Here is a 16,184-nt window from a genome sequence, read left to right as displayed (position 1 = left end):
ACTCTCCCTGCAGAGTTCGATAACCAGGCAGAGCCTCGCAATCCATTCAATTGATTTTATAGCGACGACGTAACCCACGTAGACCGAAACTGATCCACGGCCACAGCAGCGCACTGACCAGGGCCGGTAATACCAACGCCAGGGTCGGCTGACGGTTACCGGTCAAGGCGCTGAGCCAGAGTTGCACCAACTGCGCCAGGCCGAAGATCACCAGGATCACCAGGCACTGCTGCCACATCGGAAACATGCGTAGACGCTGTTGCAACGACAGCACCAGAAAGGTGATCAGGGTCAGGATCAACGCGTTCTGCCCTAGCAAAGTGCCATAGAGCACATCTTCCGCCAAGCCGAGAAACATCGCGGTCACCATGCCCACTTTGTGCGGCAGGTTCAGCGACCAGAAGGCCAGCAGCAACGCCAGCCACAGCGGGCGCAGGATTTCCATGAATTGCGGCAGTGGCGAGACGCTGAGCAGCAAGCCGATGGCAAAGGTCAGCCAGACGATCCAGCCATTGCGCGAATGAGTACCGGCCATTATTCCTCCCTCTGCCGCGTAGATGCCGGGGTGGTTGCCGCAGGCTTGGCTGCCGGCGTCGCCGCTGGTGGTTTAGCCGCCGCAGGTTTAGCGGGGCGCGCAGTGTGGGCTGCCGGCTTGGCCGGGGTTGCTACGGGCGCTGCCGGAACGGCTGCCGGTGCAGGCGGCCCCACGAATGCCGGTTTCGGCACCGTCGCCGGAACGATCGGCGTAGTGCCGTTCTGCTTGTCTTCCGCCTCCTGAGCCTGAGCGGCATCATTGGCGCGCTCTTCCGGAGTGCGGTTGTCACTGAAGACCAGCAGCAGGTAACGGCTGCGGTTCAGGGCGGCGGTCGGCACGGCGCGCACAATGGCGAACGGTTGGCCGGAATCGTGGATTACTTCCTTGACCGTCGCTACGGGATACCCTGCCGGGAACCGCTGACCAAGACCGGAGCTGACCAACAGGTCGCCCTCCTTGATGTCGGCGGTATCCGCTACATGCCGCAACTCCAGGCGCTCCGGGTTACCCGTGCCGCTGGCAATCGCACGCAAGCCGTTACGGTTGACCTGCACCGGAATGCTGTGGGTCGTATCCGTCAGCAACAATACTCTCGAGGTGTAGGGCATTAGCTCGACCACCTGGCCCATCAGGCCACGGGCATCGAGCACCGGCTGGCCAAGCACCACGCCGTCACGCTCACCTTTGTTGATGATAATGCGGTGGGTAAAGGGGTTGGGGTCCATGCCGATCAACTCGGCCACTTCGACCTTTTCGTTGACCAGTGCGGAGGAATTGAGCAACTCGCGCAGCCGAACGTTCTGCTCGGTAAGGGCCGCGAGCTTTTGCATGCGCCCCTGCAGCAACAGGTTTTCAGTCTTGAGTTTTTCGTTCTCGGCGACCAGCTCGGTGCGGCTGCCAAATTGGCTGGCCACGCCCTGGTAGAGACGTTGCGGCAGGTCGGTGATCCAGTAAGTCTGCATCAACACCAGCGACATCTGGCTACGCACAGGCTTGAGCAGTGCAAAGCGGGCATCGACCACCATCAGCGCGACCGAAAGCACGACCAGCACCAACAAGCGCACGCCCAATGAGGGGCCTTTGGCGAAAAGCGGTTTAATAAGCCGCTCCTCCCAGGCAAATGTTCTCTTTATTCATACGGCATCTAACCGGCCTGGATGCAGATTGAAGAAGATAAACGCCAACAGGCAGCACTGCAAAGTGCTGCCTGCCAACGAAGCATGAACCATCCAGGCGATCTTATTCGCTGGAGAGCAGGTCCATGGTGTGTTTATCCATCATTTCCAGTGCACGGCCACCGCCGCGGGCAACGCAGGTCAGCGGGTCTTCGGCGACGATCACCGGCAGGCCGGTTTCCTGGGCCAGCAACTTGTCGAGGTCACGCAGCAAGGCGCCACCACCGGTCAATACCAGGCCACGCTCGGCGATATCCGAAGCCAGTTCCGGCGGCGATTGCTCCAGGGCGCTTTTCACTGCCTGAACGATAGTGGCCAGGGACTCTTGCAACGCTTCCAGCACTTCGTTGGAGTTCAGCGTGAAGGCACGTGGAACACCTTCGGCCAGGTTGCGACCGCGAACATCGACTTCGCGCACTTCACCACCCGGATAAGCGGTACCGATTTCCTGCTTGATGCGTTCGGCGGTGGACTCACCGATCAGGCTGCCGTAGTTGCGGCGTACATAAGTGATGATCGCTTCGTCGAAGCGGTCGCCGCCTACGCGCACGGATTCGGCGTAGACCACACCGTTCAGGGAAATCAGGGCGATCTCAGTGGTACCACCACCGATATCCACCACCATCGAACCGCGCGCTTCTTCAACCGGCAGGCCGGCGCCGATAGCGGCAGCCATAGGCTCTTCGATCAGGAACACTTCGCGGGCACCGGCACCAAGGGCCGATTCACGGATGGCACGACGCTCCACCTGGGTGGACTTGCACGGGACGCAGATCAGCACACGAGGGCTGGGCTGCAGAAAACTGTTTTCGTGAACTTTGTTGATGAAGTACTGCAGCATCTTCTCGCAGACACTGAAGTCGGCGATCACGCCGTCTTTCATCGGACGAATGGCAGCAATATTGCCTGGTGTACGGCCGAGCATGCGCTTGGCCTCGGTGCCGACGGCAACGACACTTTTCTGATTACCATGGGTCCGAATAGCCACAACCGATGGTTCATTCAGGACGATACCGCGCTCGCGCACGTAAATAAGGGTGTTGGCAGTGCCCAGGTCAATGGAAAGATCGCTGGAAAACATGCCACGCAGTTTCTTGAACATGGGAAAGGGACCCTAGGCAACGCGTGGGTAAAAAAGTGCGGCAAACTCTAACAACGACAGGGATTTTGGGCAAGGCGCCAATGTGCTAAATTGGCCGACTTTCTGTGCACCAACCCCCACAATCGCGGCCATATGACCGTAGAAATGCGGTAGTGTTCCGACAATCTAACACACGGACGCCCTCCGTTCTGTTTTCCACTGGAGAATCCCATGGCGCTTGAACGCTCCGACGTGGAAAAAATCGCGCATCTGGCCTCGCTTGGCCTGAATGACGCCGATCTTCCACAGACCACCGCAGCCCTGAACAGCATTCTCGGGCTGGTTGACCAAATGCAGGCCGTGGATACCGACGGTATCGAGCCCCTGGCTCACCCGCTGGAAGCCAGCCAGCGCCTGCGCGCAGACGTCGTGACCGAGCACAATAATCGCGAGGCCTACCAGTCCATCGCGCCAGCGGTCGAAAACGGCCTGTATCTGGTTCCGAAAGTCATCGACTAAAGGGAAAGAGCCTTTCATGCATCACATGACTCTGGCCGAGATCGCCCGCGGTCTCGCCGACAAAAAGTTTTCTTCCGAAGAGCTGACCAAGACCCTGCTGGCGCGCATCGCCGAGCACGATCCCAAGGTCAACAGCTTCATCAGCCTCACCGAGGAGCTGGCCTTGAGCCAGGCGAAGGCTGCCGACGTACGGCGCGCCAACGGTGAAAATGGCGCACTGCTGGGTGCCCCTATCGCCCACAAAGACCTGTTCTGCACCCAGGGCATTCGCACCAGCTGCGGCTCCAGGATGCTCGACAATTTCAAGGCGCCCTATGACGCCACCGTAGTGTCCAAGCTGGCCGCCGCCGGGGCCGTGACCCTGGGCAAGACCAACATGGACGAATTCGCCATGGGGTCGGCCAACGAGTCGAGCTACTACGGCGCGGTGAAAAACCCGTGGAACCTGGAACACGTGCCCGGCGGTTCGTCCGGTGGCTCGGCTGCCGCCGTTGCCGCGCGCTTCCTGCCCGCAGCCACCGCCACCGACACCGGCGGTTCGATCCGCCAGCCTGCCGCGTTCACCAACCTTACTGGCCTGAAGCCGACCTACGGTCGCGTTTCCCGCTGGGGCATGATCGCGTACGCATCCAGCCTGGATCAGGGTGGCCCACTGGCTCGGACCGCTGAAGACTGCGCGATTTTGTTACAAGGCATGGCAGGCTTCGATAAACAGGACTCCACCAGCATCGATGAGCCGGTGCCGGACTACAGCGCCAGCCTCAATACCTCGATCAAGGGCCTGCGCATCGGTTTGCCGAAGGAGTACTTCAGCGCCGGCCTCGACCCGCGAATCGCCGAGAGCGTGCACAACTGCGTCAAGGCGCTGGAAAAGCTCGGTGCCGTGATCAAGGAAATCAGCCTGCCGAACAACCAGCATGCGATTCCAGCCTACTACGTGATCGCCCCGGCTGAGGCGTCCTCCAACCTGTCGCGTTTCGACGGTGTGCGCTTCGGCTACCGTTGCGAAAACCCGAAAGACCTGACCGACCTGTACAAACGCTCTCGTGGCGAAGGCTTCGGCGTAGAAGTACAGCGCCGGATCATGGTGGGCGCCTACGCTCTGTCGGCCGGTTACTACGATGCGTACTACCTCAAGGCGCAGAAAATCCGTCGCCTGATCAAGAACGACTTCATGGCAGCCTTTAATGAAGTCGACGTGATTCTCGGCCCAACCACGCCTAACCCGGCCTGGAAGATCGGCGCCAAGAACAACGACCCGATCGCCGAGTATCTGGAAGACTTCTACACCATCACCGCCAACCTCGCGGGCTTGCCGGGCCTGTCCATGCCGGCCGGTTTCGTCGATGGCCTGCCGGTAGGCGTGCAGTTGCTCGCCCCGTATTTCCAGGAAGGCCGCTTGCTCAATGTGGCGCATCAGTACCAGTTGAACACTGACTGGCACACTCGCACCCCTACCGGCTTCTGAGGAGAACACTATGCAATGGGAAGTTGTGATCGGGCTGGAGATTCATACCCAGCTCGCCACCCAATCGAAGATTTTCTCCGGTAGCGCCACCACATTCGGCGCAGGGCCCAATACCCAGGCGAGCCTGGTTGACCTGGGCATGCCCGGCGTACTGCCAGTGCTGAACCAGGAAGCGGTGCGCATGGCGGTGATGTTCGGCCTGGCGATTGACGCCGAGATCGGCCAGCACAACGTGTTCGCGCGTAAGAACTACTTCTACCCGGACCTGCCCAAGGGCTACCAGATCAGCCAGATGGAACTGCCGATCGTCGGCAAGGGCCACCTGGACATCCCTCTGGAAGACGGCACGATCAAGCGAGTCGGTGTAACCCGTGCCCACTTGGAAGAAGACGCCGGCAAAAGCCTGCACGAAGAATTCCCGGGCGCTACCGGCATCGACTTGAACCGTGCCGGCACACCGCTGCTGGAGATCGTGTCCGAGCCGGACATGCGCAGCGCCAAGGAAGCCGTAGCCTACGTCAAGACGATCCACGCGCTGGTGCGTTACCTGGGCATCTGCGACGGCAACATGGCCGAAGGCTCGCTGCGTTGCGACTGCAACGTATCGGTCCGCCCAAAGGGCCAGGTCGAGTTCGGCACCCGCTGCGAGATCAAGAACGTCAACTCGTTCCGCTTCATCGAAAAGGCGATCAACAGCGAAGTGCGTCGTCAGATCGAACTCATCGAAGACGGCGGCAAGGTCATCCAGCAAACCCGCCTCTACGACCCGAACAAAGACGAAACCCGCGCCATGCGCAGCAAGGAGGAAGCCAACGACTACCGCTACTTCCCCGACCCTGACCTGTTGCCGGTCGTTCTGGAGGATTCGTTCCTCAACGACATCCGCGCCACCCTGCCGGAATTGCCGCAGCAGAAACGCGAGCGCTTCCAGGAGCAGTTCGGCCTGTCGGTCTACGATGCCAGCGTCCTGGCGTCCAGCCGTGAACAAGCCGACTACTACGAAAAAGTGGTGAGCATCGCCGGCGACGCCAAACTGGCGGCCAACTGGGTGATGGTTGAGCTGGGCAGCCTGTTGAACAAACAGGGCCTGGAAATCGACGAAGCCCCGGTCACCGCCGAGCAACTGGGCGGCATGCTGCTGCGTATCAAGGACAACACTATCTCCGGCAAAATCGCCAAGACCGTGTTTGAAGCCATGGCCGCAGGCGAAGGCAGCGCCGACGAGATCATCGAGAAGCGCGGCCTCAAGCAAGTGACCGACAGCGGTGCGATTTCCGCGGTTCTTGATGAAATGCTCGCGGCCAACGCCGAGCAGGTCGAACAGTACCGTGCGGCGGACGAAGCCAAACGCGGCAAGATGTTCGGCTTCTTTGTCGGCCAGGCGATGAAAGCGTCCAAAGGCAAGGCCAACCCGCAACAGGTGAACGAACTGCTTAAAAGCAAGCTCGAAGGCTGACAGCGGTGAGTGCTCCGAGTGAAACTTCATGCTTGACTCGGACACACCGTATGAGGGGGCTTGCCTCCGATAGCGGCGATTCAGTCAAACCAGTAGCGACTGACACGCCACTATCGGGGGCAAGCCCCCTTCCACTTTGTAACGGGGCACTTTGATAATGAAGCGTCTACTCGGCCTCCTGGCCCTGTTCTCCCTGTTGGCCGGTTGCGCCAGCGGCCTCATTGACCCCAACGGCTATGACGAAACCGGCACCGCCTCTTATTACGGGGCCAAGCACCATGGCAAAAAGACCGCCAGCGGTGAACCCTTCAACCAGAACTCCCTGAGCGCCGCCCATCGGCGGTTGCCCTTCGGCACACGGGTCAAGGTGACTAACCTGGCCAACAACAAATCCGTAGTGGTACGCATCAATGACCGTGGCCCGCATACCCGTGGGCGCTTGATCGATCTGTCGCGCAAAGCGGCCGAGCAACTGGGTATGCTGGGCAGCGGCACTGCACGCGTACGTGTGCAAGCCATGAGCAACTGATCGAGGCAGCCTTGAGTATTTTCGGATTGAACGCACTCTCGCCCTGGAGCCTGGCTGAACTGATCAGCGGCCTGCTGCTGCTGATCGTCGGTGCGGAAATCCTGGTGCGCGCCGCCGTGCGCCTGGCCGCCAGCCTCAAGGTACGGCCGCTGATCATTGGCCTGAGTATCGTCGCCTTCGGCAGCAGCGCACCGCAGATGACCGTCAGCCTGCAAGCCACCCTGGCCGGCAACACCGATATTGCCGTGGGCAGCGTGATCGGCAGCAGCATCTTCAACATCCTGGTCACCCTGGGTTTGTCTGCGCTGATCATCCCACTGCGGGTGTCGCGACAACTGGTTCGCCTGGACATTCCGCTGATGATCCTCGCCGGGCTGCTGGTGTTCGCCCTGGCGGCCAATGAAGCGCTGACACCATTCGACGGCCTGCTACTGCTCGCCGCCCTGGCGGGCTACCTGGGCATGCTGCATTACCAGACCCGTCACTCACGCCGCCCGCGCACACTGGACACCGTGGCCAAAGCGCCCTGGTTGAGCAGCGCATTGCTGATGCTGAGCGGGTTCCTGGTGCTGGTACTGGCCGGGCATCTGCTGCTGGGCGCGGCGGTGGATGTCGCCGCAGACCTGGGCCTGTCGGAACGCATCATCGGCCTTACGCTGATCGGCGTCGGCACCTCTCTGCCGTGCCTCGCAACCTCATTGATCGCAGCCCTGCGTGGCGAACGGGAAATAGCCGTGGGCAACGTGATCGGCAGCAATTTGTTCAACCTGCTGGGTGTACTGGGTTTTACGGCGTTGGTTGCACCGTCGCCGTTGTCGGTGTCCCCCAACGCCCTGGACTTCGATCTGCCGGTGATGCTGGGTGCAATCACCTTGTGCTTGCCGGTGTTCTATACCGGCTACCGCGTCACTCGCGCCGAAGGCCTGGTTCTGCTGGGGCTGTACGTTGCGTATGGCCTGCATGTGATGGCGTTTACCACCGGCATGCCGCTGGCGAATAAACTCGAACAATTGATGCTGTATTACGTCCTGCCGGTACTGGTGGCGTTGCTGTTGTTCACATCGCTACGAGCCTGGCGCCGCCAACACAAGAGGGAATCGCAATGACCGATCAGAAAAAGCCCGGGGTTGAAATGCGTCGCCAAGTGATGGGCGATGTGTTCGTCGACCGTGCCCTGGGCAACGCGACCGAGTTCACCCAGCCGCTGCAGGACTTCGTCAACGAACACGCATGGGGCAGTGTGTGGAATCGCGAAGGCTTGCCACTGAAGACCCGCAGCCTGATCACTCTCGCCGCGCTGACCGCGCTCAAATGCCCGCAGGAACTCAAAGGCCATGTGCGCGGCGCACTGAATAATGGCTGCACCGTGGAAGAAATCCGCGAAGCGCTGCTGCATTGCGCGGTGTATGCCGGGGTGCCGGCTGCGATTGATGCGTTTCGTGCGGCCCAGGAAGTGATCGACAGCTACCAGAAAGAAGGCTAGATCCAGCCTCCCGCCTGCAACACAAAGATCCCGATATTCGTGGTCACCGCCGCCATCAGGGTGGTGATCACGATAATCGCCGCCGCCAGTTCATGATTGCCCTCGGCCGCCCTGGCCATCACGAAACTCGCGGCTGCCGTCGGCGCGCCGAAATACAGAAACAGAATCCCCAGTTCCGGCCCACGAAAGCCCAGTAGCCAGGCGCCCAGCGTCGCCACCACCGGCAAGCCGATCATTTTCACCAGGCTGGCACTCAGGGCCATGCTCCCGCTTTTGCGCAATGCGGCCAGTGACAGGGTGCCACCGATGCAGATCAGCGCCAGCGGCAAGGTCATGTCCGCCAGGTACTGCCCCGAGGACTCCAGCCAGCCCGGCAAGCCAATCTGGAACACTGCGAACGGCGTGGCCGCAATCACACTGATGATCAGCGGGTTAGCCACTACGCTCTTGCAGATGCTCCACGGGTCGGACTTGATCACCGGGCTATACACCGCCAACACAATGGTCGACAGCGTGTTGTAGAACAGGATCACCAGCGCCGCGAGAATAGCGCCGAGAGAGATGCCGTAGTCCCCGTACATGCTGGCGGCCAGCGCCAGGCCGATGACCCCGTTATTGCCGCGAAACGCGCCCTGGGTATAAATGCCGCGATCTTCAGGCGGGCAACGAAAAATCGCCCACCCCCAGGCCATGGCAAAGCTGAGCAATGTGGCGACAGCAAAGTAGATCAGCAAACCCGGCTTGAGCGCCGAGTGCAGGTCGGCATGCAGGATGCCCAAAAACAGCAGCGCCGGCATGGTGACGTTGAACACCAGGGACGAGGCGGTGTGGATAAAGTTGTCGTTGATCCAGTTGATGCGTTTGAGCAACACACCCAGGAACAGCATGGCAAACACCGGCGCGGTGATGGTCAGGGTGGTGAGGAAAATAGCCAGCATGCCGGGGGGAACCTTGGTGAGCGTCGTCAGGTGGCTAATGATAAGCCATGCAACCCGCGCCGTCCGGTCTAACGCTATCGGGGGCAAGCCCCTCCCACACCTGACCGCGTTCCTACAGGTTAAATGCGGTCAAAAAGTGGGAGCGGGCGTGCTCGCGAAGGCCGTCGACGCGGTCTCAGGTAATGGGTGCCGGGTTGAACAGAGTGATGTCGTTATGCAGCTTGTGATGTTCGGCCCACGTCTTCTTCTTGCCGCTGGCCACGTCCAGATAGAAGTGAAACAGCTCCCAGCCCAACTCCTCGATGCTCGCACGCCCGGTGGCGATGCGCCCGGCGTCGATGTCGATAAGGTCTGGCCAGCGCTGCGCCAGCTCGGTACGGGTTGAGACCTTCACCACGGGCGCCATCGCCAGCCCGTAAGGCGTGCCACGCCCAGTGGTGAACACATGCAGGTTCATGCCCGCCGCCAGCTGCAACGTGCCGCACACAAAGTCACTGGCCGGGGTCGCGCAAAAAATCAGGCCCTTGCCCTTGAAGCGCTCGCCAGGGCCCAGCACGCCGTTGATCGCGCTGCTGCCGGATTTGACGATGGAGCCCAGGGACTTCTCGACAATATTCGACAATCCACCCTTCTTGTTGCCCGGCGTGGTATTGGCACTGCGATCCGCTTCGCCTTTGGCCAGGTAACGGTCATACCAGTCCATTTCCCTGACCAGCGCCTGGGCTACTTCCTTGTCCTGGGCACGAGAAGTCAGCAGGTAGATGGCGTCCCGGACTTCAGTCACTTCGGAAAACATCACCGTCGCCCCGGCTCGCAACAATAGGTCCGAGGCGTAGCCCAGCGCCGGGTTGGCGGTGATGCCGGAGAACGCATCACTACCACCGCACTGCATTCCCAGGATCAGCTCCGAGGCCGGCACGGTTTCACGGCGTCGCTGGTCGAGCTTCTTCAAGCGGGTTTCGGCAAGTGCCATGATCTGCTCGATCATTTCAGTGAAACCGTGGCTGGAGTCCTGCAGGCGGTATAACCACGGCTCGCTCAGATCGACGGAGCTGTCGTTCTCATGCATCACTTGCCCGGCCTGCAGTTTCTCGCACCCCAGACTGATCACCAGCGCCTCGCCGCCCAGGTTCGGGTTGCGTGCCAGATTGCGCACCGTGCGGATCGGGATGTAGGCATCCGTCGCGGTGATCGCCACGCCGCAGCCGTAGCTATGGGTGAGCGCCACCACATCATCGACGTGCGGGTAATTGGGCAGCAGTTCGTCCTTGATGCGCTTGACCGCATGGTCCAGCACACCGGTGACGCACTGCACCGTGGTGGTGATGCCGAGGATATTGCGCGTCCCCACAGTACCGTCCGCGTTGCGATACCCCTCGAATGTAAAGCCCTCCAGCGGCGCCTGGGCTTCGGGTACCTCGGTGGACAGCGGCAAGCTGTCCAGCGGCGGCGCGGTGGGCATGCGCAGTTGGTCTTCCTGCACCCAACTGCCACGCGGAATCGGCGCCAGGGCGTAACCAATGGTCTGGCCATAACGAATAATCCGACCGCCTTCGGGAATATCCTCCAGGGTCACCTTATGGCTCTGGGGAATAAACTCCACCGTCACCAGGCCGTCAGGAAACTCGGTCCCGGCCGGTACGCCCTGATCGTTGACCACGATCACCACATTGTCGCGTTCGTGCAAACGAATCGAGCGCGGCGAATCGGCATGTTCAATCAATTGCATCACACGGCCCCTCAGGAATGCGCTTCGGTTAGGTTGGTCAGCTCAGGCCCTTTGCTTGGAGGCTCTTTGAGTACTACACGCTTGATTGGGCCAACGATGACCAGGTAACTGAACACCGCCACCAGCGCGTTTGCCCCTACAAACACCAGGGCCCACTTGAAGGAACCGGTGGAGCTGATGATGTAGCCGATGACAATCGGTGTGGTAATCGACGCGAGGTTACCGAAGGTGTTGAACAAGCCGCCGCTGAGGCCGGCGATTTGTTTCGGCGAAGTGTCGGACACTACCGCCCAGCCCAGTGCGCCAACGCCTTTGCCGAAGAACGCCAAGGCCATGAAGCCCACCACCATCCATTCGATATCCACATAGTTGCAGGCCACGATGCTGCTGGAAACCAACAGGCCACCAATGATCGGCGCCTTGCGCGCGAAGGTCAGCGAATGGCCCCTGCGCAGAAGATAATCGGAAATCACCCCACCCAGTACACCGCCGATAAACCCGCAGATAGCTGGCAACGAGGCAATGAAACCGGCCTTGAGGATGGTCATGCCACGGTCCTGCACCAAGTACACCGGGAACCAGGTGAGGAAGAAGTACGTGATACCGTTTATGCAATATTGGCCCAGGTATACACCGAGCATCATGCGGTTGGTCAGCAACTGGCGGATGTAATCCCACTTCGGACCGTCGGTTTTTTTGCCCTTCCCTTTGTCCTGATCCATATCGACCATCGCACCATTGGCGGCGATGTGATTGAACTCGGCTTCGTTGATCATCGGATGGTGGCGCGGGCTGTGGATCACTTTCAGCCAGACCAGCGAAAAGATGATGCCGATCGCACCCATCACGATAAACACGTGTTGCCAGCCGAAGGTGTAGACGATCCAGCCCATCAGCGGTGCAAACAGCACGGTGGCGAAGTATTGCGCCGAGTTGAAGATCGCCGATGCCGTACCGCGCTCCGCCGTAGGAAACCACGCCGCGACAATACGGGCATTACCGGGAAACGACGGCGCTTCGGCCAGGCCCACCAGGAAACGCAGCATGAACAGCGCGACCACCGCAGTGGAAACCCCGAACTCACCAACATAACCTTGCAGCACGGTGAACAGCGACCAGGTGAAGATGCTCAAGGCATAGATTTTTTTCGAGCCGAAGCGGTCCAGCAGCCAGCCACCGGGAATTTGCCCGGCTACGTAGGCCCAACCGAATGCGGAGAAGATGTAACCGAGGGTGACCGCGTCGATGCCGAGGTCTTTTTGCAGGCTGGAGCCGGCGATTGCGATAGTGGCCCGGTCGGCGTAGTTGATCGTCGTCACCAGAAACAGCATGAGCAGGATCAAATAGCGGACGTGGGTCGGCTTGGTCGCTTGCATGAAGATGTACTCCCACTAATTATTTTTTTTGCGGGTAAGCATTTCTGTGTTGGGTGTAGGAACCGGCAGGCTACCGGCTCCTACTGCGGGTACGTCTTACGACCCGATGTAGCTGGTTTTCACCACTGTGTAGAACTCTTGCGCATAGCGACCTTGCTCACGCGAACCATAGGATGAGCCTTTACGGCCACCGAAAGGAACGTGGTAGTCCACACCTGCGGTCGGCAGGTTGACCATGACCATCCCGGCCTGGGAGTGGCGCTTGAAGTGGTTGGCGTACTTCAGCGACGTGGTGGCAATACCGGCTGACAAACCGAATTCGGTGTCGTTGGCCATGGCCAGCGCCGCCTCGTAATCCGCTACGCGTACCACGTTGGCCACCGGCCCGAAGATCTCTTCACGACTGATGCGCATGGCGGCTTCACTGTCGGCAAACAACGTCGGTGCCAGGTAGTAGCCCTCGGTGTCGCAGGTCACCAGGCCGCCACCGCTGACCAGCCGTGCGCCTTCGCTTTGGCCGATGTCGATGTATTTCAGGTCCTGGTCCAACTGGGCCTGGGACACTACCGGGCCGATATCGGTGCCGCTTTTCAGGGCGTGGCCGACGGTGATCGACTTCATGCGCTCGGCCATGGCCGCGACGAACCGGTCGTGGATACCAGCCGTTACGATCAAGCGACTGGATGCGGTGCAACGCTGACCAGTGGAGTAGAACGCGCTCTGTACTGACAGCTCGACAGCCTGCTTGAGGTCGGCGTCATCGAGGATGATCTGCGGGTTCTTGCCGCCCATTTCCAACTGCACTTTGGCCTGGCGCGACACGCAGCTCACAGCGATCTGGCGACCCACGCCCACCGAGCCGGTGAAGCTGATGCCGTCGACTTTCGGGCTGTTGACCAGCACGTCGCCGACCACACGGCCGCTGCCCATCACCAGGTTAAACACGCCGGCGGGGAAACCGGCGCGAGAGATGATTTCCGCCAGGGCCCAGGCACAGCCCGGCACCAACTCGGCAGGCTTGATCACCACGCAATTACCATAGGCCAGGGCCGGGGCGATTTTCCAGGCGGGGATAGCAATCGGGAAATTCCACGGCGTGATCAAGCCGACCACCCCCAATGCCTCGCGGGTCACTTCAACGTTCACGCCTGGGCGCACCGACGGCACGTAGTCGCCCGACAGGCGCAAGCATTCACCGGCGAAGAACTTGAAAATGTTGCCAGCGCGGGTCATTTCGCCGATGGCTTCGGGCAGGGTTTTGCCCTCTTCCCGAGCCAACAGAGTGCCGAGCTCTTCACGACGGGCGAGGATTTCGCTGCCGACTTTATCCAGGGCATCGTGTCGAGCCTGAATACCGGATGTCGACCAGGCAGGGAACGCGGCACGGGCGGCATCAATAGCCGCATTGACCTGGGCGACGTCAGCCTTGGCGTATTCGCCGATGACATCAGACAACTCCGACGGGTTGAGATTGACGCAATAGTCGGCACCGGCCACCCACTCGCCGTTGATGTAGTTTTCAAAACGCTTGGCTTGGGACACAAATCTTCTCCTGACGCAAAAGGCCGCTGATTGCTCAGCGGCCTTGTTGATAAGTTACTGCGGACCTTGCTTGTCGATCAGCGCGGCCAGGGCTTCGTACTCTTCCGGCAGCAAGTCAGTCAGCGGGGTACGGACCGGGCCTGCGTCGTAGCCGGCGATTTTGGCGCCGGCCTTGACGATGCTCACGGCATAGCCCGCCTTGCGGTTACGGATGTCGAGGTAAGGCAGGAAGAAGTTGTCGATGATCTTGGCGACCGTGGCGTGATCGTCCTTGGCAATCGCGTGGTAGAAGTCCATCGCGGTTTTCGGGATGAAGTTGAACACCGCGGAGGAGTACACCGGAACGCCCAGGGCCTTGTAGGCCGCAGCGTAAACCTCGGCAGTCGGCAGGCCGCCGAGGTAGCTGAAACGGTCGCCCAGACGACGGCGGATCGACACCATCAACTCGATGTCACCCAGGCCATCCTTGTAGCCGATCAGGTTCGGGCAGCGCTCGGCCAGGCGCTCAAGCAATGGCGCAGTGAGGCGGCAAACGTTGCGGTTGTAGACCACCACGCCGATTTTGACCGATTTGCACACCGCTTCAACGTGGGCGGCAACACCGTCCTGGCTGGCTTCGGTGAGGTAGTGCGGCAACAGCAGCAAGCCTTTGGCACCGAGGCGTTCGGCTTCCTGGGCGTACTCGATGGCCTGGCGGGTCGAACCGCCCACGCCGGCGAGGATCGGCACACTGGTGGCGCAGGTATCAACGGCGGTTTTCACCACTTGGGAATATTCGCTGGCGGCCAGGGAAAAAAACTCACCGGTACCACCGGCGGCGAACAACGCGGTGGCGCCGTAGGGTGCCAGCCATTCCAGGCGCTTGATGTAGCCCGCCTGATGGAAGTCACCCTGTGCATTGAAATCGGTCACCGGGAAAGACAGCAGACCGTGGGAAAGGATGGACTTCAGTTCTTGTGGATTCATTATTCGAACACCCTGGCAAAGACTTCTGTGAAAGGTTGTTGTTGGTTTGGCGATGTCGTACGTCATCGTACAACTATAAAAAGATTCGTCAACTGCAATTCATCAGACTTCATTCTGTGCGGTGTTGAGACGCTCCTTCTTGACGTAGGAAATTTTTCCTCTACTCTTCGATTAACTGTATATGCATACAGTTATCAAGGAAGATTCCTACGACATAGCAAGGAGCTAACATGTCAGGTCTTGAACTCGCTGCACCCGAAAAAAACCCACCTACCCTGCGCTTCGAAGGGGGTGAACACACCGCCATCGGCGACGACACCCTGTTGCGCTTCGTCAAAGACGCTCCGGCGATTCCGGCACACCAGGTCGAGTTGCACCTGCCCAACGGCCTGGCGCTGACGTATGGCCAAGTGATCGCCTTGGGTGGCGACTTCTATGGCATCCCCGGCCAACCCATCAGCGATGGTGCTTCCCCTGCCGACCGTGTGCAACGCTTTAGCGCAGCGTTTAACTCGCTGGCCGTGCTACCGGCATCGCGGGAAGAGGCCAGGAAAATTCTGGCGGTGATGCAAAAGGAGATCAACGCGGTCAACCAGGCCATCAAAGACGGCAAGCAGCCCCATGAAGCGTATGACGCCCTGGGTGATACGTTATCTGAAGAATGGAACCGGATCACCGGCGGCGGCAGTGCGGTTTCGGCGCTGATCCCACTGGGACGCTACTTGAAGTTGGCGGCGGACAATGCCGACCATTTCGGCGAGTGGGCACTTTCGGCCTATCTGGCGGGGCACACGGCAGCACTTCAACAAGCCGTCGTCGCTCATCAGACTGGCACCGACCAGGCGTTGGAGCTGGCGTATGCCATGAACAGCTTCGCGGATCACTTCTTGACTGACCTGTTCTCCGCCGGCCACTTGCGTGTGCCGCGCAAACAACTGGCGGCCGTGGTGACTCCCGGCGAACTGGGTTCACTGATCAGTCGCTTCATGCACGACGAAGACAGCAAATTCGGGCTCAAGGTGCGCAATGCCATGGGCGATCAGTGGCACGCGTATGGGGATAAACGCTATTTCGATGCGATCGACGCGGACAATCGGGTGCAGGTCAAACGTGCGGTGCAGGCTTCGGCGGATGAGATTTTCGACACGTTTATCAGTGGTGTCGCGCCCTCCCCGGCCAACTTCAAGGCACCGCTGTACGTGCCTGATCTGAATGCCGCGCAGAACCCGGCGAATAACTTTTCGCCGCTGTTCAAGATGGACGGCGACAAAGTGCTGCGTCGAAAGGACGTGAATGACCTGAACGACAAACACTGGACGAATGATTGGTGGGGATGGAGCACCTATCTGCTACTCAAGGACTATAAGCCCAACCAACCCGCGTAACC

General features: G+C 60.2%; 15 protein-coding genes. 7 read left to right on the top strand and 8 right to left on the bottom strand.

Annotated elements, in window-relative coordinates; translation table 11 throughout:
- Positions 1-46 precede the first annotated feature (46 nt).
- The 3 genes from mreD to mreB form a co-directional block, all read right to left on the bottom strand.
- Positions 47-535 carry a rod shape-determining protein MreD gene (gene mreD, locus M5B97_RS16155; RefSeq protein ID WP_003171788.1) on the bottom strand — a complete coding sequence of 163 codons (489 nt, stop codon included), beginning with the start codon at positions 533-535 and terminating at the stop codon, positions 47-49.
- Positions 535-1,635 carry a rod shape-determining protein MreC gene (gene mreC, locus M5B97_RS16150; protein ID WP_349292531.1) on the bottom strand — a complete coding sequence of 367 codons (1,101 nt, stop codon included), beginning with the start codon at positions 1,633-1,635 and terminating at the stop codon, positions 535-537. The genes mreD and mreC overlap by 1 nt, the downstream gene beginning before the upstream one ends.
- A 139-nt stretch (positions 1,636-1,774) precedes the next feature.
- Positions 1,775-2,812, bottom strand: a complete 1,038-nt coding sequence (mreB, locus tag M5B97_RS16145; RefSeq protein WP_002555108.1) for a rod shape-determining protein MreB — start codon at positions 2,810-2,812, stop codon at positions 1,775-1,777.
- A 210-nt stretch (positions 2,813-3,022) separates the two neighbouring features.
- Here mreB and gatC point away from each other — a divergent pair, with 210 nt between their 5' ends.
- From gatC to M5B97_RS16115, 6 genes are all read left to right on the top strand, one after another.
- On the top strand, positions 3,023-3,310 hold the full coding sequence (gene gatC / locus M5B97_RS16140; protein WP_123714579.1) for an Asp-tRNA(Asn)/Glu-tRNA(Gln) amidotransferase subunit GatC: 288 nt from the start codon (positions 3,023-3,025) through the stop codon (positions 3,308-3,310).
- A gap of 16 nt (positions 3,311-3,326) precedes the next feature.
- Entirely contained in the window at positions 3,327-4,778 is a 1,452-nt protein-coding gene (gatA, locus tag M5B97_RS16135; RefSeq protein ID WP_248732003.1) for an Asp-tRNA(Asn)/Glu-tRNA(Gln) amidotransferase subunit GatA, read from the top strand.
- Positions 4,779-4,788: 10 nt separating this feature from the next.
- On the top strand, positions 4,789-6,234 hold the full coding sequence (gatB, locus tag M5B97_RS16130) for an Asp-tRNA(Asn)/Glu-tRNA(Gln) amidotransferase subunit GatB (protein WP_123714577.1): 1,446 nt from the start codon (positions 4,789-4,791) through the stop codon (positions 6,232-6,234).
- A 157-nt stretch (positions 6,235-6,391) separates the two neighbouring features.
- Positions 6,392-6,763, top strand: a complete 372-nt coding sequence (locus M5B97_RS16125; RefSeq protein WP_123714576.1) for a septal ring lytic transglycosylase RlpA family protein — start codon at positions 6,392-6,394, stop codon at positions 6,761-6,763.
- Positions 6,764-6,813: 50 nt separating this feature from the next.
- A complete protein-coding gene (locus M5B97_RS16120; RefSeq protein ID WP_248732064.1) occupies positions 6,814-7,869 on the top strand; it encodes a calcium/sodium antiporter in 1,056 nt (351 codons plus the stop codon).
- On the top strand, positions 7,866-8,246 hold the full coding sequence (locus M5B97_RS16115; RefSeq protein ID WP_248732002.1) for a carboxymuconolactone decarboxylase family protein: 381 nt from the start codon (positions 7,866-7,868) through the stop codon (positions 8,244-8,246). The genes M5B97_RS16120 and M5B97_RS16115 overlap by 4 nt, the downstream gene beginning before the upstream one ends.
- On the opposite strand, the gene M5B97_RS16110 is transcribed toward M5B97_RS16115, so the two are convergent.
- The 5 genes from M5B97_RS16110 to kdgD all read right to left on the bottom strand — a co-directional run bounded on the left by M5B97_RS16110 (position 8,243) and on the right by kdgD (position 14,797).
- Positions 8,243-9,184, bottom strand: a complete 942-nt coding sequence (locus M5B97_RS16110; RefSeq protein ID WP_123714574.1) for an AEC family transporter — start codon at positions 9,182-9,184, stop codon at positions 8,243-8,245. The two genes, M5B97_RS16115 and M5B97_RS16110, sit on opposite strands and share 4 nt — an antisense overlap.
- 175 nt (positions 9,185-9,359) lie before the next feature.
- Positions 9,360-10,913 carry a galactarate dehydratase gene (gene garD, locus M5B97_RS16105; RefSeq protein ID WP_123714573.1) on the bottom strand — a complete coding sequence of 518 codons (1,554 nt, stop codon included), beginning with the start codon at positions 10,911-10,913 and terminating at the stop codon, positions 9,360-9,362.
- Positions 10,914-10,924: 11 nt separating this feature from the next.
- Positions 10,925-12,289: an MFS transporter gene (locus M5B97_RS16100; RefSeq protein WP_134658679.1), complete on the bottom strand. Its 1,365-nt coding sequence runs from the start codon at positions 12,287-12,289 to the stop codon at positions 10,925-10,927.
- A gap of 96 nt (positions 12,290-12,385) precedes the next feature.
- Entirely contained in the window at positions 12,386-13,831 is a 1,446-nt protein-coding gene (locus M5B97_RS16095; protein WP_248732001.1) for an aldehyde dehydrogenase family protein, read from the bottom strand.
- A gap of 54 nt (positions 13,832-13,885) precedes the next feature.
- Positions 13,886-14,797: a 5-dehydro-4-deoxyglucarate dehydratase gene (gene kdgD / locus M5B97_RS16090; RefSeq protein WP_106578655.1), complete on the bottom strand. Its 912-nt coding sequence runs from the start codon at positions 14,795-14,797 to the stop codon at positions 13,886-13,888.
- A gap of 230 nt (positions 14,798-15,027) precedes the next feature.
- Here kdgD and M5B97_RS16085 point away from each other — a divergent pair, with 230 nt between their 5' ends.
- Positions 15,028-16,182, top strand: a complete 1,155-nt coding sequence (locus M5B97_RS16085) for a phospholipase (RefSeq protein ID WP_248732000.1) — start codon at positions 15,028-15,030, stop codon at positions 16,180-16,182.
- Positions 16,183-16,184 lie beyond the last annotated feature (2 nt).

This window comes from Pseudomonas sp. MWU13-2517 (assembly GCF_023242545.1).
GTDB lineage: Bacteria > Pseudomonadota > Gammaproteobacteria > Pseudomonadales > Pseudomonadaceae > Aquipseudomonas.
Note: the sequence above shows the minus strand (reverse complement) of the source record. Positions and strands in the feature narration are given on the sequence as shown.

Coding starts and splice junctions, on each gene's coding strand:
- mreD (WP_003171788.1), bottom strand. CDS start 535: ATGGCCGGTACTCATTCGCGCAATGGCTGGATCGTCTGGCTGACCTTT.
- mreB (WP_002555108.1), bottom strand. CDS start 2,812: ATGTTCAAGAAACTGCGTGGCATGTTTTCCAGCGATCTTTCCATTGAC.
- gatC (WP_123714579.1), top strand. CDS start 3,023: ATGGCGCTTGAACGCTCCGACGTGGAAAAAATCGCGCATCTGGCCTCG.
- gatA (WP_248732003.1), top strand. CDS start 3,327: ATGCATCACATGACTCTGGCCGAGATCGCCCGCGGTCTCGCCGACAAA.
- gatB (WP_123714577.1), top strand. CDS start 4,789: ATGCAATGGGAAGTTGTGATCGGGCTGGAGATTCATACCCAGCTCGCC.
- M5B97_RS16125 (WP_123714576.1), top strand. CDS start 6,392: ATGAAGCGTCTACTCGGCCTCCTGGCCCTGTTCTCCCTGTTGGCCGGT.
- M5B97_RS16115 (WP_248732002.1), top strand. CDS start 7,866: ATGACCGATCAGAAAAAGCCCGGGGTTGAAATGCGTCGCCAAGTGATG.
- M5B97_RS16110 (WP_123714574.1), bottom strand. CDS start 9,184: ATGCTGGCTATTTTCCTCACCACCCTGACCATCACCGCGCCGGTGTTT.
- garD (WP_123714573.1), bottom strand. CDS start 10,913: ATGCAATTGATTGAACATGCCGATTCGCCGCGCTCGATTCGTTTGCAC.
- M5B97_RS16100 (WP_134658679.1), bottom strand. CDS start 12,289: ATGCAAGCGACCAAGCCGACCCACGTCCGCTATTTGATCCTGCTCATG.
- kdgD (WP_106578655.1), bottom strand. CDS start 14,797: ATGAATCCACAAGAACTGAAGTCCATCCTTTCCCACGGTCTGCTGTCT.
- M5B97_RS16085 (WP_248732000.1), top strand. CDS start 15,028: ATGTCAGGTCTTGAACTCGCTGCACCCGAAAAAAACCCACCTACCCTG.